This is a genomic window from Pseudomonas sp. R4-39-08 (assembly GCF_003852275.1).
GTDB lineage: Bacteria > Pseudomonadota > Gammaproteobacteria > Pseudomonadales > Pseudomonadaceae > Aquipseudomonas.
On record NZ_CP027733.1, the window covers coordinates 5,751,216 to 5,773,706 of the forward strand.

The 22,491-nt window shown below is 59.5% G+C and carries 16 protein-coding genes and 1 pseudogene; 9 read left to right on the forward strand and 8 right to left on the reverse strand.

Features of this window, described 5'->3' with window-relative positions:
* The first annotated feature begins 5 nt into the window (after positions 1–5).
* The 4 genes and pseudogenes from C4J88_RS26755 to C4J88_RS26770 all read left to right on the forward strand — a co-directional run bounded on the left by C4J88_RS26755 (position 6) and on the right by C4J88_RS26770 (position 9,862).
* On the forward strand, positions 6–4,427 hold the full coding sequence (locus tag C4J88_RS26755) for an RHS repeat-associated core domain-containing protein (protein ID WP_124408521.1): 4,422 nt from the start codon (positions 6–8) through the stop codon (positions 4,425–4,427).
* On the forward strand, positions 4,424–4,798 hold the full coding sequence (locus C4J88_RS26760) for a hypothetical protein (protein WP_124408522.1): 375 nt from the start codon (positions 4,424–4,426) through the stop codon (positions 4,796–4,798). Before C4J88_RS26755 ends, C4J88_RS26760 begins: the two co-directional genes overlap by 4 nt.
* A 242-nt stretch (positions 4,799–5,040) precedes the next feature.
* Positions 5,041–9,425 (forward strand): annotated as a pseudogene (locus C4J88_RS26765) (RHS repeat-associated core domain-containing protein).
* Complete coding sequence (locus C4J88_RS26770) at positions 9,422–9,862, forward strand: hypothetical protein (RefSeq protein ID WP_124368848.1); 441 nt, start codon at positions 9,422–9,424, stop codon at positions 9,860–9,862. Before C4J88_RS26765 ends, C4J88_RS26770 begins: the two are co-directional and overlap by 4 nt.
* A 179-nt stretch (positions 9,863–10,041) precedes the next feature.
* On the opposite strand, the gene C4J88_RS26775 is transcribed toward C4J88_RS26770, so the two are convergent.
* The 3 genes from C4J88_RS26775 to C4J88_RS26785 all read right to left on the reverse strand — a co-directional run bounded on the left by C4J88_RS26775 (position 10,042) and on the right by C4J88_RS26785 (position 11,860).
* Positions 10,042–10,317: an HU family DNA-binding protein gene (locus C4J88_RS26775; RefSeq protein ID WP_003195589.1), complete on the reverse strand. Its 276-nt coding sequence runs from the start codon at positions 10,315–10,317 to the stop codon at positions 10,042–10,044.
* A gap of 190 nt (positions 10,318–10,507) precedes the next feature.
* Positions 10,508–11,656: an NAD(P)/FAD-dependent oxidoreductase gene (locus tag C4J88_RS26780; RefSeq protein WP_124368849.1), complete on the reverse strand. Its 1,149-nt coding sequence runs from the start codon at positions 11,654–11,656 to the stop codon at positions 10,508–10,510.
* Positions 11,657–11,692: 36 nt separating this feature from the next.
* Positions 11,693–11,860, reverse strand: a complete 168-nt coding sequence (locus C4J88_RS26785; protein WP_095093029.1) for a rubredoxin — start codon at positions 11,858–11,860, stop codon at positions 11,693–11,695.
* Positions 11,861–12,055: 195 nt separating this feature from the next.
* Between C4J88_RS26785 and C4J88_RS26790 the strand changes: the two genes are divergently transcribed.
* Both C4J88_RS26790 and ubiA read left to right on the forward strand, forming a co-directional pair.
* On the forward strand, positions 12,056–12,619 hold the full coding sequence (locus tag C4J88_RS26790; protein ID WP_124408523.1) for a chorismate lyase: 564 nt from the start codon (positions 12,056–12,058) through the stop codon (positions 12,617–12,619).
* The gene (ubiA, locus tag C4J88_RS26795) at positions 12,619–13,509 is read left to right on the forward strand and encodes a 4-hydroxybenzoate octaprenyltransferase (RefSeq protein ID WP_124408524.1); all 891 of its coding nucleotides are present in this window, start codon (positions 12,619–12,621) and stop codon (positions 13,507–13,509) included. Before C4J88_RS26790 ends, ubiA begins: the two co-directional genes overlap by 1 nt.
* A gap of 119 nt (positions 13,510–13,628) precedes the next feature.
* Here the strand turns inward: ubiA and C4J88_RS26800 are convergent, their stop codons facing one another.
* Entirely contained in the window at positions 13,629–14,006 is a 378-nt protein-coding gene (locus C4J88_RS26800) for a hypothetical protein (RefSeq protein WP_124368851.1), read from the reverse strand.
* 154 nt (positions 14,007–14,160) lie between these two features.
* Between C4J88_RS26800 and phoB the strand changes: the two genes are divergently transcribed.
* From phoB to C4J88_RS26815, 3 genes are all read left to right on the forward strand, one after another.
* Positions 14,161–14,850 (forward strand): phosphate regulon transcriptional regulator PhoB, encoded by a 690-nt coding sequence (gene phoB / locus C4J88_RS26805; protein WP_003195617.1) that lies wholly within the window; start codon positions 14,161–14,163, stop codon positions 14,848–14,850.
* An 85-nt stretch (positions 14,851–14,935) separates the two neighbouring features.
* Positions 14,936–16,222, forward strand: coding sequence for a phosphate regulon sensor histidine kinase PhoR (gene phoR, locus C4J88_RS26810; protein ID WP_256657513.1), 1,287 nt, complete (start codon positions 14,936–14,938; stop codon positions 16,220–16,222).
* A 266-nt stretch (positions 16,223–16,488) separates the two neighbouring features.
* Positions 16,489–17,829, forward strand: coding sequence for a hemolysin family protein (locus tag C4J88_RS26815; RefSeq protein WP_124408525.1), 1,341 nt, complete (start codon positions 16,489–16,491; stop codon positions 17,827–17,829).
* 121 nt (positions 17,830–17,950) lie between these two features.
* On the opposite strand, the gene C4J88_RS26820 is transcribed toward C4J88_RS26815, so the two are convergent.
* From C4J88_RS26820 to pstA, 4 genes are all read right to left on the reverse strand, one after another.
* Positions 17,951–18,853 (reverse strand): response regulator, encoded by a 903-nt coding sequence (locus tag C4J88_RS26820; protein ID WP_124408526.1) that lies wholly within the window; start codon positions 18,851–18,853, stop codon positions 17,951–17,953.
* 167 nt (positions 18,854–19,020) lie between these two features.
* Positions 19,021–19,782, reverse strand: a complete 762-nt coding sequence (phoU, locus tag C4J88_RS26825; protein WP_065953276.1) for a phosphate signaling complex protein PhoU — start codon at positions 19,780–19,782, stop codon at positions 19,021–19,023.
* A gap of 70 nt (positions 19,783–19,852) precedes the next feature.
* Entirely contained in the window at positions 19,853–20,686 is an 834-nt protein-coding gene (gene pstB / locus C4J88_RS26830; RefSeq protein ID WP_048723523.1) for a phosphate ABC transporter ATP-binding protein PstB, read from the reverse strand.
* A 119-nt stretch (positions 20,687–20,805) separates the two neighbouring features.
* The gene (gene pstA, locus C4J88_RS26835; RefSeq protein WP_124368854.1) at positions 20,806–22,476 is read right to left on the reverse strand and encodes a phosphate ABC transporter permease PstA; all 1,671 of its coding nucleotides are present in this window, start codon (positions 22,474–22,476) and stop codon (positions 20,806–20,808) included.
* Positions 22,477–22,491: the final 15 nt, after the last annotated feature.

Here is a 22,491-nt window from a genome sequence, read left to right on the forward strand (position 1 = left end):
CCTGCATGTCTGACGCGTTATGGGCAGCCCGAATGGGCGATGCGCTGGCCCACACCTCGATGATGGCCGACATCCTCGGCGGGGTGCTGGAGGTGGCGGCGAACGTGGCAATCACGGCGCTGGCGACTGCCGCTGTCGCTGCTGCCGTGGGGGTGACCATTGCTACCGCCGGTATCGGCGGCTGCATTCTCGGTGCGGTGGTGGGCATCGTCGTTGGTATGGCCATGAGCAAGACGGGGGCCGACAAAGGCCTCAGCAAGATGTGCGAGAGCTTCGCCAACGCACTGTTTCCACCGGTGGTGGAAGCCACGATTGCCGTTGGCTCGACCGATACGTTTGTCAACAACACTCCCGCTGCACGTGCGGCGGGCTCCGTTCCCTCGCACGTGGCTCCCGCAGGCACGGAGCTTGAGCAAGTACCGCCTGAACCTGAACCCGAGCCACAACCCGAGCCTGGCTTCCTGGATATGGCCGAGGGTTTCTTTTCCCAGCTATGGCGGCCCACCGTCGCCACGCCTGCACCGGGCGTAGTACCGGCCCTCACCGACATGGTCTTGTGCGCCCGTCATCCGCCGATGCCACCGCAACTTCTGGCCGAAGGGTCTGACAAAGTCACCATCAACGGCCAGCCCGCCGTACGCAGTGGCGACCGCAGCATGTGCGATGCGACGGTGGTTTCGTCGGGGCTGATCTCACCGAACGTCACGATTGGTGGTGGAACGGTAGTGGTGCAGGAAATTCGCAGCGGAAAAACCCCAGGGGTAGGGTTGGCGATTGAAGCCTTGATGATGCTTAAAGGAGCCAAGGGCAAAACGTTGAGTAATTTGCCGTGCATGTTGCTCAGTGGGGTGACGTCCTACGCGGTCAGCCAGGCAATGGGCGCTGCGGCGAATGCGACGATGGGATCACCCAATCCGGTGCACGCAGCGACTGGAGCAAAGGTACTGGGTGGGGATGCCGATCTGGATTTCGCATTGCCGGGCGTTCTTTCCATCGATTGGCAACGGTTCTACAACAGCCGTGATGAGCGCAAAACCGGGATGTTTGGCGCTGGTTGGAGCGTTCCCTATGAGATCAGCGTCGAAGTTCTCCCCCATGTCGATGGCGGCGAAGAACTGATTTACACGGACGAACAAGGGCGAAGAATTAACCTCGGATCAGTTGCACCGGGGAGTGCGATATTCAGCCCTGGAGAAGGACTGAGCATCCGGCGCCATAGAAATGGACAACTTTTGATTGAAAGCGATGAAGGCTTGTATCGGTTGTTTGAGTCAAGCCCTCACTCTCCGTCGTTATTACGACTGACTCAGTTGGGAGACAGGAACGACAACCGAATTTACCTCGACTATAACGAGACGAGTCAGTTACTTCGCTTGCGCGATACTTTCGATCGAGTGAAGGTCGAGCTGATCCGAGAGCAGGGTCGGGTGACGTGTATTGAGCGCGTTTTTCCTGACGAAAGTAGAGAGCTTCTCGTCAGTTACCGCTATGACATCGCCGGTAGCATCACAGAAGTAGGTGATGCCTGCGGACAACTGAAGCGGCAATTCGCCTACGACAAAGGCCGGCGCATGGTGGAGCATCAGTTACCTACCGGCCTTCGCTGTTTTTATGAATGGGCGTTTATCGATGGGACGGAATGGCGTGTGGTCCGACATTGGACTGATGAAGGAGAAATCTATACGTTCGACTACGACCTAAAAGCCCGGTACGCACGCATTTCCGATGGTTTACAGCGGACAAGCATCCGCTTCTGGAACGATCAACATCAGATCATCAAGTACACGGACAACCTGGACAATTCGTGGTTGTTTGACTGGAATGATGAGCGTCAATTGCTCAGTGCCACCGACCCACGGGGTGGACGCTATGAATACAGCTACGATGAGACCGGCAATCTGATTGGCGAGCAAGACCCACTCGGGCGGCGCGATTCGACGGTGTGGCTTGGTCATTGGGCTCTCCCTCTAGTCGAGACCGATGCAGCGGGCAACTGTTGGAAGTATCGTTATGATCCGCGTGGCAACTGCATCCGTGAGACTGATCCTTTAGGACACACTACTCAATATCGATACGATGTCCGCGGGCACGTCACTGAAATTATCGACGCGACCGGCAAAAGCAAAAAGCTCCGATGGAATGAGTTTGGTCAACTCACTGAACACATTGATTGCTCGGGCTACCCAACGCGATTTGGCTATGATCATCGCGGTAACTTGGAGACTATAACGGACGCAATGGGGGAACGAACTCAGTTCCACTATGACGTTCAGGGCCGGCTTCTCGGCCGACTGTTCCCAGATGGTCGCGCAGAGAGTTATCAACGCGATAGCAGCGGCCAATTGATCGGTTATACCGACCCGGTCGGATACACCACGCGTTACCAACACAATCGCAGAGGCCAGGTCCGTCAGCGTATCGACGCACAAGGAAGACACGTTCAATTTGCCTATGACCAGTACGGACGCCTGCTCGCGCTGACAAATGAGAATGGCGAGAGTTACCGCTTTACCTGGGACGCCGGAGACCGACTGACGGAACAGAAAGACCTGGATGGGAGCGTTAAGCGTTTTGCCTATGACTCGCTCAATGACCTGGTTGCCGTTAAAGCTATCCCTGTAATTGATAGCCGCAACGAAGTCGGTGCTGTATCGGAACTCGGCACGCCGATTGTTCATATTCTGGAGCGCGATCCTGTAGGTCGGTTGACAGCCAAGGTGACCGATGACGGTCGAACTGAATACAGTCTGGACCTGCTCAACCAAATGACGAGCGTCACCTTCACCGACAATCACGGCCAATCAAGTACGCTAGGTTTCGCCTACGACGCCTTGGGTCAGTTGCTCGAGGAACACAGTTCTACGGGCAGACTACGCCATCACTACGACGAACTCGGGAACCTGATCCAAACGCACTTACCGGACGGGCGCTGTGTTAATCGCTTGTATTACGGCAGTGGTCATCTGCATCAAATCAATATCGATGGGCAAGTCGTCAGTGACTTTGAACGAGACCGCCTGCACCGCGAAGTGCTTCGCACACAGGGGCAAATCAACACCCGCAGTGAATACGACCGGGGTGGCCGACTCCGGTCTCGCCAAAGAAGAAACAGCGGCCAATTGACGTTACAACCAGCGGCGATGCAAAGAACATTTGAATACGATCCTGCTGACAATCTGATTGGGAAGCTCGACAGCCAGCCCACTGCTCAAAACCAGCATCTGTTTCATTACGATGCGACCAGCCGGATCATCGCCAGCCAACAGGCTCCGCATGGGCAAACCGAAACCTTCGCCTATGACGCAGCCGCCAATCTGCTTAACGGTCCTCAAGCAACAACAGGGTTAGTCGTTCACAACAAACTGCTGACATATCAAGACAAGCGTTACCAATATGACGGCTTCGGTCGAATGATCGAAAAGCGTAGTGGTCGTCGCGCAGTGCAACGCTTCGGCTATGACGCAGAAAGCCGTCTGATCACCGTTCACAATGACAGCGCCTCTGGAAATCGGACAGTGCGTATGTCCTATGACCCATTGGGTCGGCGTATCGAGAAAGTAGAATGCGCCGCCGACGGGGGAGTTCTGGGCAAGAGTCGATTCAGCTGGCACGGCCCCCGCCTGCTACAGGAACATCGCAATACTCAAACCACCCTGTATCTGTACGAGCCAGATAGCTTCGAGGTGTTGGCCCGGGTCGATGGTGCGGGGCCGCTGCAAAAAATCCGCTATTACCACAACGATCCTAACGGGCTACCTGCTGAACTCACCGAGTCTGATGGTCAATCAGTCTGGCGGGCGACGTATCAGGTGTGGGGCAATACTTGCGAAGAAGTGCGCAAGCCCTATTACATTGAAGAGCAAAACCTACGGTTTCAAGGCCAATACCTTGATCGTGAGACGGGGTTGCACTACAACACCTTTCGCTTCTACGACCCAGATGTTGGCCGATTCACGACCCCCGATCCCGCAGGGTTGAATGGCGGTCTCAATTTTTACACCTATGCGCCAAACCCCGTCGGCTGGTTGGATCCTTATGGACTATCCAATGGCCCACTGAAATGTATGGCCGTGAAGGATTCGGGTCACCACGTACCCGCAGTACGAAAATCGAAGGGGCGGCCATTTGAGGTTTCTCGTTCGGATAAGACACGGCCTACGATATTTCCCACAGGGAAAAATCCGGAGCATGATCATTGGCGTCTGCACGATGCTGAGCGGGGCATCATCGGCCCGAGACAAGGTGACTTTGCGGGTACGGACAAACAGCTGTTCTCTGCCTATCGCAAGGCTTATTCCAAGTTGGATGATATAAAAGTGGATGTCCGGTCACCCAACGGAACACACAATCTAGGCACAAATGTCACACCGAAGAAGGCAGTGACACTCATTGAAAAATGGCTGAAAGGTGAAGGGTTAATGAAATGAAGAACTCCCATTTGCTCGAGATGAACACGCTGCTTTCAAAGAGCGATTACTTTGATTTTCTACAAGGCTTGGATAGTGATGAAGCGTTGGACTCAAGAGATGAAGACCCATTTGATAGTGCCTGGATGGATGATTTCAATGCCGTCGAGGCAGAAAAAGCCAAGCTTTCAAAGGATGATTTGAGCTTCATTGATAGTTTGCGGGAGTTGGCATTTAAAGGTGCTCTCCGGGCTTCGGATGACTCTGAGGTTTCCGCGCGCGTTTCCGACGATATTGAACTGATCGCTAAAAGCTTTCTGCTACATAAAGAAGATAGCTGGAGTATTCAGGTCCTTTGGCAATCCTATAAAAATCGAAAATTCCCCACCTAAACCTCACTCATTATCGTAGCGCTTGCCCCATAAAAAATGGGCGCCCGACTCAGTCGGCATGCCCATTATGCGTTAGCGGTTCTTGCCAGTGCGGGCGCCGCGATGGCGTTGCAGGATTGCCTGAAAACGTCCAACTTGATCAAGCGCCTGAGAACCGCTTTGATGCGCATGCCTGAGTACGCCCCGTAGAGGTCAACCATGGACGGTTCAGCATTCAACACGCCAGGTACAGGAACTTAGCCTTGTCAGACGCACTTTGGGCAGCCCGAATGGGCGATGCGCTGGCCCACACTTCGATGATGGCCGACATCCTCGGCGGGGTGCTGGAGGTGGCGGCGAACATCGCGATCACCGCCGTGGCCACCTTTGCCGTGGTCGCAGCTACCGGCATTACCGTCGCTACCGGCGGGCTGGGATGCATCCTGCTGGGCGCGGTGGTGGGCACGATCGTCGGCCTTCTCATGAGCAAGAGCGGGGCGGATAAAGGGCTGACCAAATTATGCGATGCCTTCAGCAACGCCCTGTTCCCCCCACGGTGCAGGCAAACATTCTCACCGGCTCCACCGACACGCTCACCAATAACATTCCCGCCGCCCGCGCCGCCGGGGCGATCAGTTCCCATGTCGCGCCGGCCGGTACAGAGCTGGAGGAACCCGAGCCAGCACCCGAAGCCAGCTACCTGGACATGGCCGAGAGTTTCTTCTCGCAGATGTGGCGCCCGACCGTCGCCACCCCAGCGCCCGGCGCCGTGCCCAAGCCATTGGACCTGGTCGTGTGCATGAAGCACCCGCCGATGCCGCCGCAGTTTCTGGCCGAGGGCTCGGACAAAGTCACGATCAACGGCCAGCCGGCGGTGCGCAGCGGTGATCGCAGCACCTGCGATGCGACCGTGGTGTCATCCGGGCTGATTTCCTCCAATGTAACCATCGGCGGTGGTTCAGTGGTGGTGCGCGAGATTCGCAGCGGCAAGACGCCTGGCGTGGGGCTGGCGGTCACAGCGCTATTGATGCTCAAGGGCGGCAAGGGCAAGTTCTTCAGCAAGCTGCCGTGCATGCTGATCGGCGGCGCCACCTCGATGGCCGTCAGCAGTGCGATGGGCGCGATGGCCAATGCGGCGATAGGTTCATCGAATCCGGTGCATGCGGCGACGGGTGCGAAAGTGTTGGGCGGCGATGAAGAGCTGGACTTCGTGCTGCCCGGCATCTTGCCGATTGACTGGCAACGCTTCTACAACAGCCGTGACGAGCGGACCGGTAGCCTGTTTGGTGTGGGCTGGAGCGTGCCGTATGAGGTGTGCGTCGAGGTCCGTGCTCATCCCGAAGGCGGTGAAACGCTGGTGTACACCGACGAGCAGGGACGCCCCATCGACATGGGTTCCATTCCCTTGGGTGGCGCAGTGTTCAGCGACGGTGAAGGGCTTGCGGTGCGCAGACACCTCAACGGGCAGTTGTTGATCGAAAGTGATGACGGCCTGTACCGCTTGTTTGAACCCACGCCGACCCATGCTGCGCGGTTGCGCCTGGTTCAGCTGGGTGATCGCAATGACAACCGCATTTATGTCGACTATGACGCAGCCGGGCGCCTGCTGCGCCTGCGCGATACGTTTGACCTGGTGCAGGTTGAGCTGGTTCGCGAGCTCGACTGCGTTACCCGGATCGAACGCCTGTACCCCGATCAACGTCGCGAAGTGCTGGTCAGCTATGGCTATGACGCGGCCGGTCAGTTGGCCGTGGTTCGCGATGCAACCGAGCAGGTACAACGGCGCTTCGCCTACGATTCCGGACGCCGGATGGTGGAGCACCAGTTGCCCACTGGGTTGCACTGCTTCTATGAGTGGGCCTTGGTTGAAGGCCTGGAATGGCGAGTCGTTCGACACTGGACCGATGAGGGCGACGCTTACCAGTTCGACTATGACTTGCAGGCTGGCCTCACCCGCATCACCGATGGCTTGCAGCGCGTCAGCACGCGCCTGTGGAACACTCAGCACCAGATCATTCGATACAGCGACAACCTCGGCCAGACCTGGCTGTTCGATTGGAACGACGAACGCCAACTGCTCAGCGCCACTGACCCGTTGGGGGGCCGCTACGAATACAGCTACGACGACGCCGGCAACCTTATCGGTGAAACCGACCCGCTGGGCCGCAGCGACTCCACCTTGTGGCTGGAGCATTGGGCGCTGCCGCTGGTGGAAACCGATGCCGCCGGCAACAGTTGGCAGTATCGCTATGACCAACGCGGCAACTGCATCGCCGAAACCGACCCGCTGGGCTACGTCACGCGTTACCGCTATGACGCCCACGGGCAGGTCGTCGACATCATCGACGCTACCGGCAAGCGCAAAAAGCTGCGCTGGAACCCGTTCGGGCAATTGGTCGAGCATGTCGATTGCTCGGGTTACCCAACGCGGTTCAGCTACGACGAGCGCGGTTATCTGCAGGTCATCACCGATGCCCTCGGCGAGCGCACGCAGTTCAGCTATGACGCCCAGGGCCGTTTGCTCAGCAGCCAACTGCCGGACGGACGCACCGAACAGTTCCAGCGTGATGCCAGCGGGCAGTTGGTGGGCTATACCGATCCCGCCGGGCACACCACGCTTTATCAACACAACCGGCGTGGCCAGGTACGCCAGCGCACCGATGCCCATGGCCGACAGGTGCAGTTCGGCTATGACAGCTACGGGCGATTGCAAGCGCTGGTCAATGAGAACGGTGAAAGCTATCGATTTGCGTGGGATGCCGGCGATCGGCTGGCTGAACAGCAAGACCTCGACGGCAGCGCCAAACGCTATGCCTACGACCCGCTCGACAATGTCACTGCGGTGACGGCCATGCCTGCGCCGTTTGGCAATGGACTGGCGATTGTTCCTGAAACGCCACCCGCCCCCATCGTTCATCGGCTGGAGCGCGATGCGGTCGGCCGACTGGTTGCTAAAACCACCGACGATGGTCGTACCGACTACAGCTACGATGAAGTGGATCAACTGACGGCCGTCACCTTCACCGACCTGCAAGGCAATGCCCAGGCCCTGGGGTTCAGTTACGATCCGCTCGGCCAGTTGCTTGCCGAACAGAGCTCGGCAGGCAGCCTGCAACACCACTACGACGAACTCGGCAACCTGATCCAGACCCAACTGCCGGACGGCCGTTGGCTCAATCGCCTGTATTACGGCAGCGGCCACCTGCACCAGATCAACCTCGACGGCCAGGTCATCAGCGACTTCGAACGCGACCGCCTGCACCGCGAAGTGCTGCGCACCCAGGGCCAGCTCAGCACCCGCAGCGAATACGACCGCAGCGGCCGCCTGCGCGCACGCCAACGCCGCCTTGCCAGCCAACCCTCACTGATGCCGGCAGCGGCGCAAAAGCACTTCGAGTACGACCCCACCGACAACCTGATCGGCAAACTCGACCAGCAACCCGCCGCACAACACCGCCAGCTGCTGCACTACGACGCCACCGGCCGCATCATCGCCAGCCAGGACAGCCTCCATGGCCAGCGCGAAACCTTCGCCTATGACGCCGCCGCCAACCTGCTCGACGGCCCGCAGGCCGGTGCGGGGCTCGTGGTGCATAACAAGCTGCTGACCTATCAGGACAAGCGTTACCGCTATGACGCGTTTGGGCGGATGATCGAGAAACGCAGTGCCAAGCGCGGCGTGCAGCGCTTTGCGTATGACGCTGAAAGCCGATTGGTTGAAGTGCGTAATGACAATGGCAGCATCGTCAGGATGACGTATGACCCGCTGGGCCGACGCATCGAGAAGACCGAGCACGGCAGCGATGGGTATCCGCTGGGGGAGACGCGGTTTACCTGGGATGGTTTGCGGTTGCTGCAGGAGAATAAGCACAGTCAGACGAGTCTTTATGTTTATCAGGACGAAGGCTACGAGCCCCTGGCCCGCGTCGACGGAAGCGGGCCGCTGCAGAAAATTCGCTATTACCACAACGACCTGAACGGCCTGCCGGAACAGCTCACCGAGGCCGACGGACACAACGTCTGGCAGGCGACCTATCGGGTGTGGGGCAATACGCTGGAAGAGGTGCGCGAGCCTTATTACATTGAAGAGCAGAATGTGCGGTTTCAGGGACAGTACCTGGACCGGGAGACAGGGCTGCATTTCAATACGTTCAGGTTTTATGATCCGGATGTGGGGCGGTTTACGACGCCGGATCCGATTGGGTTATTAGGCGGCATAAACCTTTATCAATATTCACCGAATCCCATTACGTGGATGGATCCACTGGGGTGGGCACCGGCAAAACCGGGTGACATTATTGATTATGGAAAAAGCGCTCCGGGCTTCGAAAAGCATCATGGGATACTCGATGCTTGGTCCAAGCACAATATAAAGGATTACGTATCTCGAAACGGCCAGACGCCGACCGTAGTGATGACGGTAGATCAACACAACGCGACCAAAGACGTCGCTAAAGACTGGGTTGAGAAGAAAACCGGGAAGCGCGGTTTTAAAGGTTTCGATTGGAAGAAGGTATCGAAATTCGAAATACTCCGACTGTCCAACAAAATGTTTGCAGCCGCCGAAGCCAAAGGCTTCCCAAAGGCCTCACGCCGTTTGTACAACAAGGCAATGAAAAATTACCTGCGTAAAGGATGCGGAAGATGAGTCTGATAAATATCGTTGATTTAATAGAAAAGTCTGACTGCCGGAAGACTCCCTCCACGGGGCTGCCAAGCCAACCTGTTCCCGATGACTTAGCTGATTTTTATCAGCATTACAGCAGCGTAGTTTTCTATCCACAGGCACGTTACAGCTTCATAATTCAGCCACCACCGCTTGAACGTTCCGACCTTGTCGTAATGAACGAGGATCTGGAAGATCCGGACTCAGCAAACTGGTACGTGCTGGTTAAATGCGAAGATCAGGTGATTTCAATAGACCTGACGCCAGGTCCCCATTTTGGTTATTGCTACGACTCGTTCTGGGACAATTATCCGACAGCCGACGCAAGCACACTGATCGCAAAATCTTTCACCGAACTGGTCGAGAGAATCATTAAGTCCGGTGGTAAAAACCTGTTCTGGATACCAGGCCATACTTGAGTCCAAGCAATACCTGCTTTATGACCAACTTGATCCTGATCCAATGCCGGGAACGAGTAAACAAAGCCGTCATCAGCGCGCAGACCTTATTTAACGCCCACTAAAAATGGGCACCCAACCCAGTTGGCGTGCCCATTCTTCTTACCCTCCCCGCCTCCCTTCGAGAACGGCACCGCTTTTTACGGGTTGACGCTGTCTTTGAGCGACTTGCCCGGCTTGAACGCTACGGTGTTGCTGGCCTTGATCTTCACAGGCTCACCGGTTTGCGGGTTTTTGCCGGTGCGGGCGCCGCGATGGCGTTGCAGGAAAGTGCCGAAGCCGACCAGGGTAACGCTGTCCTTGCGGTGCAGGGCGCCGGTGATTTCTTCGAGAACGGCGTTGAGTACGCGGTTGGCCTGTTCTTTGGTGAGATCGGCTTTTTCAGCGATGGCGGCTGCGAGATCTGGTTTACGCATATATGAAGCCTCTTTGACGGTTTTTTGTTGTTATGTCCGTGCTGCTCTCTGGTGGAGCAGCGCCAAGGCGCCGCAGGCTCTACTCTGCGGCAGACGGGAGTGAGGATGGCATGCCCTCGCACGCTCCGCCAGTCTCGCCGCGACCTTTCTATGGGTAAGAAGGGGCTGATTCCGACAGAACGACCAGCATTTACGCCAGCAGCGGCGGAAGTTCCTTGTTCAATGCCAGTTTTTCCATGACGGCGGTACCGGTCAGCGCGTAGCCCAGCAGGCGACCGCTGGCGTCGCGGCACAGGGCCTTGATGTCGGCACCCTCGCCTTCGACACTCCACACGCCTTCGCTGCCGCGTGGAGGCGGTGAGACCACCAGCGGGCAGACGGGGGTTTTCACGGTGATCGGCATCGGCCCGTAGCTGACGGCCGTGGCGTTGCCGGCCAGGGTCTGGGCCAAGGCGCGGGCGCAACTCATCAAGGGCATGACGTACAGCAGGTTCAAGCCATCGACTTCGGCGCAGTCGCCCAAGGCGTAGATATTGGCGTGGGAGGTCTTGAGGTGACGGTCCACCATGATGCCGCGGTTGACTTGCAGGCCGGCCGCCGCCGCCAGGTCTATGCGCGGGCGCAGGCCGATGGCGGACACCACCAGGTCGCACTGGATCACTTCACCGTCGGACAAATGGGCTTCGAGACCGTCAGCGCTGCGCAGCAGGCGGTTGAGCACCGGCCCCAGGTGGAAACGCGCGCCAAGCCCCTCCAGCCCGGCTTGCACAGCAGCCGCAGCCGCCGGATGCAGCAGGGTCGGCATAACCTGTTCGCACGGCGCGACCAGATCGACTTCATAGCCGCCAAGGATCAGGTCGTTGGCAAATTCACAGCCGATCAGGCCGGCGCCGAGCAGCAGCACGCGGCGCTTGCCGGCAGCTGCGGCGCGAAAGCGGGCGTAGTCTTCGAGATCATTGATCGGGAAAACCAGCTCGGCGCCGTCACCCTCCACGGGTACGCGGACAGTCTCTGCGCCCCATGCCAGGATCAAGTCACGATAGGCCACCGATTCCTCGCCGATCCACAGACGCTTGTGGCCTGGGTCAATGCCGCTGATACGCGTGTGGGTGCGCACTTGCGCCTTGAGTTGCTCGGCCATGGCACCAGGTTCAGCCATGCTCAGGCCATCGGCTTCCTTGTTCTTGCCAAACCCGGTGGAGAGCATGGGCTTGGAGTAGGAGCGCCCGTCATCTGCGGTGATCAGCAGCAATGGGGTGTCGCCGTCGAGCTTGCGAAACTCCCGAGCTACGTTGTAACCGGCCAATCCTGTGCCAATGATCACGACAGGTGCGTTCATTCCTTTCTCCTTGTAGTAGGTTTCGTAAACTTCGAATTAGCCGATTTCGATCATTTCGAAATCCATCTTGCCCACACCGCAGTCCGGGCACAGCCAATCTTCCGGGACGTCCTGCCACGGGGTGCCAGGCGCGATTCCGTCATCCGGCCAGCCATCCGCTTCGTTGTAAATCAGGCCACAGACGATACATTGCCACTTCTTCATTACTTGCTTCCTCAGGGTCCAGGCATCTTGGCCGACGGTCGATAAACCTGCGCTGCCGCTCGGCTCAGGGCGTTTTGTACTGATCGCGGCCGGCAGATGCAAGCACGATCGGCGCAAACGGCCGGTTCAGCGCGGCAAAAGTTCAGGTCGCCATGGTAAGCTCGCCGCCTCTTTTGCTGCCAATATTGACTCGCCGTGCCGCACTCAATTGCCCCTTCCGATGCTCGCCAATGGCTGCCCCAGAGCCTGCTGAGCCCAATGCCTGCGCCCCTGACCCTCGATTGGCTGTTCGATGAAGGCTCGCTGACGCGGCGGCTGACGGGGCTGTCCGAGAACGGCTTCAGCGTGACGCCGCTGCTCGAGGGCTGGCAAGCGTTGCGCGACGATGAATGCGCGGCGCTGGACCTGCCCCCGGCGACTATCGGCTGGGTACGCGAGGTGTATTTGCGCGGGCATGGCCAACCCTGGGTATTTGCCCGCAGTGTCGCGTCGCGCGACGCGTTGCAGGGCGACGGCTTGCATATGGATGAGTTGGGCAGCAGGTCGCTGGGCGAGTTGTTGTTCTGCGACCGCGCCTTTACCCGCCAGCCGATCGAGGTGTGCCATTACCCAGGGCCATGGCTACCCACGGCGGATCAGGCCGACGGGCTGTGGGCACGTCGCTCGCGCTTTGATCGCGGATCGCTGAGCGTGCTGGTGGCGGAAGTTTTCCTGCCGAGTTTCTGGCAGGTGCTGCATGACCATCCGGAGAACCGCTGATGTACCAACGTGCACTCAAATCCTTGAATCGCCTGAACCCCAGGGCCTGGGATTTCATTCAGCTGACGCGCATGGACAAGCCTATCGGCATCTACCTGCTGCTGTGGCCGACGCTATGGGCGCTGTGGATCGCCGGCAAGGGCTCGCCGTCGCTGCTCAATATCATGATTTTCGTGCTGGGCGTGGTGCTGACCCGTGCCGGTGGCTGTGTGATCAATGACTGGGCCGATCGCAAGGTCGACGGCCATGTGAAACGCACCGAGCAACGTCCGCTGGTCAGCGGCAGGATCAGTTCGAAAGAGGCGTTGGTATTTTTTGCACTGTTGATGGGCGTCAGCTTCCTGCTGGTGCTGCTGACCAACGCCAGCACCATCCTGCTGTCCCTCGGCGGGCTGGCGCTGGCGGCGAGCTATCCGTTCATGAAGCGCTACACCTATTACCCGCAGGTGGTATTGGGCGCGGCGTTTTCATGGGGCATGCCGATGGCGTTCACGGCCGAGACCGGCCACCTGCCGGCCGAGGCGTGGCTGCTGTACATCGCCAACCTGTTGTGGACGGTGGGTTACGACACCTATTACGCGATGACCGACCGCGACGACGACGTGAAGATCGGGGTGAAATCCACCGCGATTCTGTTTGGTGATGCTGACCGTGTGATCATTCTCACCCTGCAGGGCCTGGCGCTGGTGTGCCTGTTGCTCGCGGGGGCTCGGTTCGAGCTGGGCGGCTGGTTCCAACTCGGGCTGCTGGCGGCGGCGGGCTGTTTTGCCTGGGAATTCTGGTACACCCGGGACAGGGATCGCATGAAGTGCTTCAAGGCCTTCTTGCACAACCATTGGGCGGGGTTGGCGATTTTCGTGGGGATTGTGGCTGACTACGGGTTGCGATGAGAGGATTGCGGTGACTGTTCTGGCGCTATCGGGGGCAAGCCCCCTCCCACATTTGAAAGCGCTCACAAATCAATTGTGGGAGGGGGCTTGCCCCCGATGGTCTTGGAGGCGCAACAGCCTCAAGGCTTGATGATGTGCCAAACCCCACCCTTGCCATCACCGGTCTTGTCCCCGGCCTTCTTGTCATCCTTGTAGGTGTAGACCGGCTTGCCTTTGTAGGCCCATTGGCTGGTCTGGTCGTCGCGGGTGATGACTGTCCAGTCGCCAGCCTTGGTATCGGTAGACTCCGCCTTCAGTGGCGGCCAGTTGGTCGCGCACTGGTCCTTGCACACTGATTTGCCATCGGCATCCTTGTCGAAGGTGTAGAGGGTCAAGCCCTTGTGATCGACCAACATCCCATCTTTCGTCATCGCAGGTTCTGCGGCGAAGGCTAGGCCCGGCAGCGTCAATGCGGCCGCTACCAGCAGGGCTTTCCAGGAAATCGTGCTGTAAGTCATCGGAACCTTCCTTTTGTGGTTGTCAGGATTCGGACCCAAAGGGTAGTCCAGAGTGCCATGAATTGCCCAAGCGACTAAATTACTGTCACACGACTGCAATAATTCCGTTATCTAATGCGGCGCAAGACAGTTAAATGACAAGAGGATTTTGAGCATGGTTGGCAGGAGCATTCTGATTGTTGACGACGAAGCGCCCATTCGCGAGATGATCGCCGTTGCGTTGGAAATGGCCGGCTACGACTGCCTGGAGGCGGAGAACTCCCAGCAGGCCCATGCCATTATCGTCGACCGTAAGCCGGACCTGATCCTGCTCGACTGGATGCTCCCCGGCACCTCCGGCATCGAACTGGCCCGGCGCCTCAAGCGTGACGAGCTGACCGGGGATATCCCGATCATCATGCTCACCGCCAAGGGCGAAGAGGACAACAAGATCCAGGGCCTGGAAGTCGGCGCCGATGACTACATCACCAAGCCTTTTTCCCCTCGAGAGCTGGTCGCGCGCCTCAAAGCCGTACTGCGCCGGGCCGGTCCGACCGATGGCGAAGCGCCGATCGAAGTCGACGGCCTGATCCTCGACCCGATCAGCCACCGGGTGACCATCGACGGCAAGCCGGCCGAAATGGGCCCGACCGAATACCGCCTGCTGCAGTTTTTCATGACCCACCAGGAACGCGCCTACACCCGCGGCCAACTGCTGGACCAGGTGTGGGGCGGCAATGTGTACGTGGAGGAGCGCACGGTCGACGTGCATATCCGCCGCCTGCGCAAAGCCTTGGGCGATGCCTATGAGAATCTGGTACAAACCGTGCGCGGCACGGGCTACCGGTTTTCCACCAAGGGCTGAGCCGGCCCGCCGTCTCCTGACTTAACAGCTGACAAGGACGCATGTTCAAGTGAACCAAAACTGGCATGGCACCCTGATTCGCCACATGCTCCTGCTGATCACCGGTTGCCTGCTGGTCGGGCTGATCAGTGGTTATTACGGCTGGAGCCTGGCCATCGGCATCGCCCTGTACCTGGGCTGGACCCTCAAACAATTGCTGCGCCTGCATGAATGGCTGCGCCAGCACAAACCCGACGAAGCACCGCCTGATGGCTATGGCCTGTGGGGCGAGGTGTTCGACAGCATTTACCACCTGCAACGCCGCGACCAACGGGTGCGCGGGCGCCTGCAAGCGGTGATCGACCGGGTACAGGAGTCCACTGCCGCCCTCAAGGACGCGGTGATCATGCTCGACAGCGACGGCAACCTGGAATGGTGGAACCGCGCCGCCGAGACCCTGCTGGGCCTCAAGACGCCCCAGGACAGCGGCCAGCCGGTGACCAACCTGGTGCGCCATCCGCGCTTCAAGGAATACTTCGAGCAGGACAACTACGAAGAAGCCCTGGAAATCCCCTCGCCCACCAACGACCGCGTGCGTATCCAGCTGTACCTGACGCGCTACGGCAACAACGAGCACTTGATGCTGGTGCGCGACGTGACCCGCATCCATCAGTTGGAACAGATGCGCAAGGACTTCGTCGCCAACGTTTCCCACGAACTGCGCACACCATTGACGGTGATCTGCGGCTATCTGGAGACGCTGCTCGACAATGTCGAGGCGATCAACCCGCGTTGGAGCCGTGCCCTGCAGCAAATGCAGCAGCAAGGCTCACGCATGCAAACCCTGCTCAACGACCTGTTGCTGCTGGCCAAGCTTGAAGCCACTGATTATCCGTCGGACAACCACCCCGTGGCCGTGCAGAGCCTGCTGTACACCATCAAGAATGACGCCAAGGCCCTGTCCGGCGAGCGCGGCCAGCACATTACCCTGGAAGCCGACCCGCTGGTGTTGCTCAAGGGCAGCGAAGGCGAGCTGCGCAGTGCGTTCTCAAATCTGGTGTTCAACGCGGTGAAATACACCCAGGACAACGGCAATATCCGCATCCGCTGGTGGGCTGACGCACACGGCGCGCACCTGAGCGTGCAAGATTCCGGTATCGGCATCGACGCCAAGCACCTGCCGCGCTTGACCGAACGCTTCTACCGCGTCGATTCCAGCCGCAACTCCAACACCGGCGGCACCGGGCTGGGCCTGGCGATCGTCAAGCATGTGCTGCTGCGCCATCGCGCCCGCCTGGAAATCAGCAGCGTGCTGGGGCACGGCAGCACGTTTACCTGCCACTTCCCCCCCGCGCAGGTGACCCGTTCGCAGGTGATCGGCACCGACGAATAATTCACATGCAGCACAAATTCAAATGTGGGAGGGGGCTTGCCCCCGATAGCGGTGTATCAGTATCAGATGTGCTGACTGACCCACCGCTATCGGGGGCAAGCCCCCTCCCACATTGGATTTGTATGCTGTTGGAGAACCGGTTCCAGGCCCCGCCCGGCAGCAGGCACTAGGCAAGCGCCCCGTCAGCCGCTACATTGGCCGACTTGCGCCTGCTTTTCAGGCCTGCTCCCCCCTTATTGAACATACGGAACCTGCAAAACCCCATCATGGACCCTTCCCCTGGTATCACCCTCGCTACACTTTTCGCCGATTTCGGCATGATTCTATTTGCACTGGTCCTGGTACTGCTCAACGGTTTCTTCGTTGCGGCGGAATTTGCCATGGTCAAACTGCGCTCGACGCGAGTCGAGGCCATCGCCCACACCAACGGCTGGCGCGGGCAGATCCTGCGCACCGTGCACAGCCAGCTCGACGCTTACCTGTCGGCCTGCCAGCTGGGCATCACCCTCGCCTCCCTGGGCCTGGGCTGGGTCGGTGAGCCGGCCTTCGCCCATATCCTCGAGCCGTTGCTGGGCGCCGTAGGCGTTGAGTCGCCGGAAGTGATCAAGGGCGTGTCGTTCTTTGCCGCCTTCTTCGTGATTTCCTACCTGCACATCGTGGTCGGTGAGCTGGCCCCCAAGTCCTGGGCCATCCGCAAGCCCGAATTGCTGTCGCTGTGGACCGCCGTGCCGCTCTACCTGTTCTATTGGGCGATGTACCCGGCGATCTACCTGCTCAACGCCAGCGCCAATGCTATCTTGCGCATCGCAGGTCAAGGCGAGCCCGGCCCGCATCACGAACACCATTACAGCCGCGAAGAACTCAAGCTGATCCTGCACTCCAGCCGTGGCCAGGACCCCAGCGACCAAGGCATGCGTGTACTCGCCTCCGCCGTGGAAATGGGCGAACTGGAAGTGGTGGACTGGGCCAACTCCCGGGAAGACCTGGTCACCCTGGACTTCAACGCACCCCTCAAGGAAATCCTCGCGCTGTTCCGCCGCCATAAATTCAGCCGTTACCCGGTGTATGACGCGGTGCGCAATGAGTTTGTGGGCCTGTTGCACATCAAGGACCTGCTGCTGGAACTGGCGGCCCTGGACCATATCCCCGAGTCGTTCAACCTGGCCGAACTGACCCGCCCGCTGGAGCGCGTATCGCGCCACATGCCGTTGTCGCAGTTGCTGGAGCAGTTCCGCAAAGGCGGCGCGCACTTCGCCCTGGTGGAAGAAGCCGATGGCAAGATCATCGGCTACCTGACCATGGAAGACGTGCTGGAAGTGCTGGTGGGCGATATCCAGGACGAACACCGCAAGGCCGAGCGCGGCATCCTCGCCTATCAGCCGGGCAAGCTGCTGGTGCGTGGCGACACCCCACTGTTCAAGGTAGAACGCCTGCTCGGCGTCGACCTGGACCACATCGAAGCCGAAACCCTGGCCGGCCTGATCTACGACACCTTGAAACGGGTGCCGGAAGAAGAAGAAGTGCTGGAGGTTGAAGGCTTGCGGATCATCATCAAGAAGATGAAAGGGCCGAAGATCGTGCTGGCCAAGGTGTTGATGCTGGATTGACTACCCATTGTGGGAGGGGGCTTGCTCCCGATAGCAGTGTGTCAGCCACCCGATTCAGTGACTGATACTCCGCTATCGGGAGCAAGCCCCCTCCCACATTGGTTACTGGCCATCCTTTGGATCAAGCACCCGGCACGAAATGCTTCTGGGCCGTGCCCCGCGCGATCAGGCGGGAGATGTAGTCCAGCTTCTGCGCATCCTGGTCGATAAACCGGAAGGTCAGTTGCAGCCAGTCGCTGTCGGGCTTGGGCTCGTAGGCAACGATCGCGTGCAGGTAGCCATTGAGGCGTGCCACTTCAGCGTTTTCGCCTTGTTCGAGGTCGAGCACGGCGCTTTCCAGCACCTGGGGCAGGACCTCACCGCGACGCACCACCAACAACGCCTCCTTGATGCTCAGCGCCTTGATTACGCACTGCTGGGTGCCGCTGGACAGGCGCAACTGGCCCTGACCACGTCCGCCGGCAGGCGAAGGGGCCGGGGCAGCGGTGACAGGCGCGCTGTTGAGCAGGCCTCTGCTCGGGGCTGCCGCCACTGGTGCCGGCTTGACGGCTTCGGCCTTGCCACCGGTCAGCGCGCTCAGGGAGTCGTTGCCGAAGGCCGAGTTCATCTTGGTCGGCGCGCTGGCGATCAACGCGTCGAGGCGGCCGATCTTGTGCAGGGCCTGCTTGACCTTGTTCAGCAATTGTTCGTTGGTGAACGGCTTGCTGACGTAACCGGAAACACCGGCCTGGATCGCCTGCACCACGTTTTCCTTGTCGCCACGGCTGGTCACCATCACGAACGGCATGGCCTTCAGATGGGTTTGCTCGCGGCACCAGGTCAACAGCTCAAGCCCGGACATCTCCGGCATTTCCCAATCGCACAGCACCAGGTCGAAAGACTCGCGCATCAGAATGGATTGCGCCTTCTTGCCGTTCACCGCATCTTCGATCTGGATCCCGGGGAAGTAATTGCGCAGGCACTTCTTCACCAGGTCGCGAATAAACGAGGCGTCATCCACCACCAACACACTGACTTTGCTCATCGACCCTTCATCCTATAAAACCTTTGCTGGCAGTACGCCTGACTGATGGCAGTTTGCCAAAACTCTGCAGTCACGTTAGGACTTATTTGGCCCTATCCGCAATAAATTCCGCTCGCCGCAAACGAAAACGCCCGGCCAATGGCCGGGCGTTAATTTCTCGGGCAACCTTACTTATCGTCAGATTCGCCCGGAACATTAGGGATAAGATCAGCATTGCCTTCAACTTCGGCTTTCATGCGCTTGAGGCCCATGTGCCGAACGTCGGTGCCGCGTACCAGGTAAATCACCAATTCCGAGATATTGCGCGCGTGGTCGCCGATGCGCTCCAGGGAGCGCAGCACCCAGATGATGCTCAAGACCCGCGAGATAGAGCGCGGGTCTTCCATCATGTAGGTGGCCAGTTCACGCAGGGCGGTCTTGTATTCGCGATCGATGACCTTGTCGTACTGGGCCACCGACAGCGCCAGGTCTGCATCGAAACGCGCAAACGCGTCGAGAGCATCGCGCACCATGTTGCGCACCTGATCGCCGATATGACGCACTTCCACGTAACCGCGCGGCGCTTCACCTTCTTCGCACAGTTGGATGGCGCGGCGGGCGATCTTGGTGGCTTCGTCGCCGATACGCTCGAGGTCGATCACCGATTTGGAAATGCTGATGATCAAACGCAGATCGGAGGCCGCCGGTTGGCGACGGGCCAGGATGCGCAGGCACTCCTCGTCGATGTTGCGTTCCATCTGGTTGATCTGGTCATCGATCTCACGCACTTGCTGGGCCAGGCCCGAGTCGGCCTCGATCAGCGCGGTGACCGCATCGTTGACTTGCTTCTCCACCAGGCCGCCCATCGCCAGGAGGTGGCTGCGCACTTCCTCAAGCTCGGCGTTGAACTGCGCGGAGATGTGGTGGGTAAGGCCTTCTTTGCTAATCATGTTGGCGTCCTTGGAGCGTCCGGTAAGGTGCGGAGAACCGCAGCGTCAGTGCAATCAGAACCACAGCTTCCTAGCCATAGCGACCGGTGATGTAGTCTTCGGTCTGCTTCTTCGCCGGATTGGTGAACAGGGTATCGGTGTCGCCGAACTCCACCAGCTTGCCCATGTACATGAACGCGGTGTAGTCGGAAACCCGCGCCGCCTGCTGCATGTTGTGGGTCACGATGACGATGGTGAACTTGGACTTGAGCTCGTAGATCAGCTCTTCGACTTTAAGCGTCGAGATCGGGTCGAGCGCTGAGCACGGTTCATCGAGCAACAGCACTTCAGGCTCCACGGCGATGGTGCGCGCGATCACCAGACGCTGCTGCTGGCCGCCGGACAGACCCAGGGCCGACTCGTGCAGACGGTCCTTGACCTCATCCCACAGCGCGGCGCCCTTGAGCGCCCATTCCACGGCTTCATCGAGGATGCGCTTCTTGTTGATGCCCTGGATGCGCAGGCCATAGACCACGTTTTCATAGATAGTCTTGGGAAACGGGTTGGGCTTCTGGAACACCATGCCCACTCGGCGGCGCAACTCGGCCACATCTTCACCCTTGCGGTAGATGTTGGTGCCATAGAGGTTGATCGCGCCTTCCACACGGCAACCGTCCACCAGGTCGTTCATGCGGTTGAAGGTGCGCAGCAGCGTGGACTTGCCGCAGCCCGACGGGCCGATGAAGGCGGTCACGCGCTGCTTGGGGATGTTCATGCTGACGTCGAACAGCGCCTGCTTTTCACCATAGTAGAGGCTCAGGCCGGGCACTTCGATGGCCACGGTTTCCTGGGCCAGGCTCAGGCTCTGCTTGTCGCGACCCAGGGCAGACATGTTGATGCCGTGGGAATGGGTTTCATGTTGCATGGGATGCTCCCTGTGCTACCAATTCATTTCATTGAACCGCCGGGGGCGGCTTACTCAAATTCTGTGTATGGCTTGGTCCAGTGTGGGAGGGGGCAAGCCCCCTCCCACATTGGATCGTGTCAGCTGTCCAGCGCCTTGTACTTCTCGCGCAGGTGGTTACGTATCCACACCGCCGACAGGTTGAGCGTGGCGATCACCAGCACCAGCAGCAACGCGGTGGCGTACACCAGCGGCCGCGCCGCCTCGACGTTGGGACTCTGGAAGCCGACGTCATAGATATGGAAGCCCAGGTGCATGATCTTCTGGTCAAGGTGCAGGTATGGGTAGTTACCGTCCAACGGCAGCGACGGGGCCAGCTTCACCACGCCGACCAGCATCAGCGGCGCCACTTCACCGGCGGCGCGGGCCACGGCGAGGATCATGCCGGTCATCATCGCCGGGCTGGCCATTGGCAGCACGATTTTCCACAGCGTCTCCGCCTTGGTCGCGCCGAGTGCCAGGGACCCTTCACGCACGGTGCGAGGTATCCGCGCCAGGCCCTCTTCAGTCGCCACGATCACCACCGGCACCGCCAGCAGCGCCAGGGTCAGCGAGGCCCAGAGCAGGCCCGGCGTGCCGAAGGTCGGCGCCGGCAAGGCTTCGGCGAAGAACAGCCGGTCCACCGAGCCACCCAGTACATACACGAAGAAGCCCAGGCCGAACACGCCGTAAACGATGGCCGGCACGCCCGCCAGGTTGTTGACCGCGATGCGGATGATCCGCGTCAGGGCGTTCTGCTTGGCGTACTCACGCAGGTACACCGCCGCCAGCACGCCGAACGGCGTCACGATCATCGCCATGATCAGGGTCATCATCACGGTGCCGAAGATCGCCGGGAAGATCCCGCCTTCGGTGTTGGCTTCCCGTGGGTCATCGCTCAAGAACTCCCAGACCTTGCTGAAGTAGAAGCCGATCTTGGTCATCGTGCCCATGGCGTTCGGCTGGTAGGCGTGCACCACTTTGCCGATGCCGATTTCGATTTCCTTGCCGTTGCCGTCACGGGCCGTCAGCGCGTCGCGGTTGAACTGCGCGTGCAGGTCGGCCAGGCGCGCTTCGATGTCCTGATAGCGGGCATTCAGTTCGGCGCGGTCGGCGTCCATGTCGGCTTGGGCGGCGGCGTCGAGCTTGCCTTCCAGTTCCAACTTGCGGCCGTGCAGGCGGACGCGCTCCAGCCCGGCGTTGATCGCGCCGATATCGGTTTTTTCCAGGCTCTTGAGCTGGGCGGCGAGCTTGTTGACCCGATCTACGCGAGCTTGCAGCTCCGGCCACGCGGCCTCGCCTTCGGCGATGACCTTGCCGTCCTGCTTGACGTTGACCAGGGTGCCGTAGAAGTTACCCCACTCACGTCGCTCGATGGTCATCAACTGCACCGGTTTGGTCTGGTCCTTCAACCATTCGCCGACGATCCAGGTGAAATCGTTGCCGTTCAAGTCGCGGTTGCCGACCTTGATCAGCTCGCGAGTCATGAACTCCGGGCCCTCGTCGGGCACCGGCAGGCCAGCGCTTTTCAGGCGCTCGCGGGGCACTTCTTCCTTCTGCACCACTTCGCCGATGACGATATGGTTTTCCTGGCCCGGCACGTTGTAGTTGGCCTGGATCAGGTCAGCCGGCCAGAAGTGGCCCAAACCGCGCACCGCAATCACCGCCAGCAAACCCAGGGTCATGATGACCGCGATGGACACCGCGCCACCGCTGATCCAGACGCCGGGGGCGCCGCTCTTGAACCATCCATTCAGGGAGTTCTGTTTCACAGACTTCTACCTTTC

What these genes read in the sequence shown, in the direction of transcription:
- C4J88_RS26755 (WP_124408521.1), top strand. Translation starts at nt 6, where the DNA reads ATGTCTGACGCGTTATGGGCAGCCCGAATGGGCGATGCGCTGGCCCAC.
- C4J88_RS26760 (WP_124408522.1), top strand. Translation starts at nt 4,424, where the DNA reads ATGAAGAACTCCCATTTGCTCGAGATGAACACGCTGCTTTCAAAGAGC.
- C4J88_RS26770 (WP_124368848.1), top strand. Translation starts at nt 9,422, where the DNA reads ATGAGTCTGATAAATATCGTTGATTTAATAGAAAAGTCTGACTGCCGG.
- C4J88_RS26775 (WP_003195589.1), bottom strand. Translation starts at nt 10,317, where the DNA reads ATGCGTAAACCAGATCTCGCAGCCGCCATCGCTGAAAAAGCCGATCTC.
- C4J88_RS26780 (WP_124368849.1), bottom strand. Translation starts at nt 11,656, where the DNA reads ATGAACGCACCTGTCGTGATCATTGGCACAGGATTGGCCGGTTACAAC.
- C4J88_RS26785 (WP_095093029.1), bottom strand. Translation starts at nt 11,860, where the DNA reads ATGAAGAAGTGGCAATGTATCGTCTGTGGCCTGATTTACAACGAAGCG.
- ubiA (WP_124408524.1), top strand. Translation starts at nt 12,619, where the DNA reads ATGTACCAACGTGCACTCAAATCCTTGAATCGCCTGAACCCCAGGGCC.
- C4J88_RS26800 (WP_124368851.1), bottom strand. Translation starts at nt 14,006, where the DNA reads ATGACTTACAGCACGATTTCCTGGAAAGCCCTGCTGGTAGCGGCCGCA.
- phoB (WP_003195617.1), top strand. Translation starts at nt 14,161, where the DNA reads ATGGTTGGCAGGAGCATTCTGATTGTTGACGACGAAGCGCCCATTCGC.
- phoR (WP_256657513.1), top strand. Translation starts at nt 14,936, where the DNA reads ATGCTCCTGCTGATCACCGGTTGCCTGCTGGTCGGGCTGATCAGTGGT.
- C4J88_RS26815 (WP_124408525.1), top strand. Translation starts at nt 16,489, where the DNA reads ATGGACCCTTCCCCTGGTATCACCCTCGCTACACTTTTCGCCGATTTC.
- C4J88_RS26820 (WP_124408526.1), bottom strand. Translation starts at nt 18,853, where the DNA reads ATGAGCAAAGTCAGTGTGTTGGTGGTGGATGACGCCTCGTTTATTCGC.
- phoU (WP_065953276.1), bottom strand. Translation starts at nt 19,782, where the DNA reads ATGATTAGCAAAGAAGGCCTTACCCACCACATCTCCGCGCAGTTCAAC.
- pstB (WP_048723523.1), bottom strand. Translation starts at nt 20,686, where the DNA reads ATGCAACATGAAACCCATTCCCACGGCATCAACATGTCTGCCCTGGGT.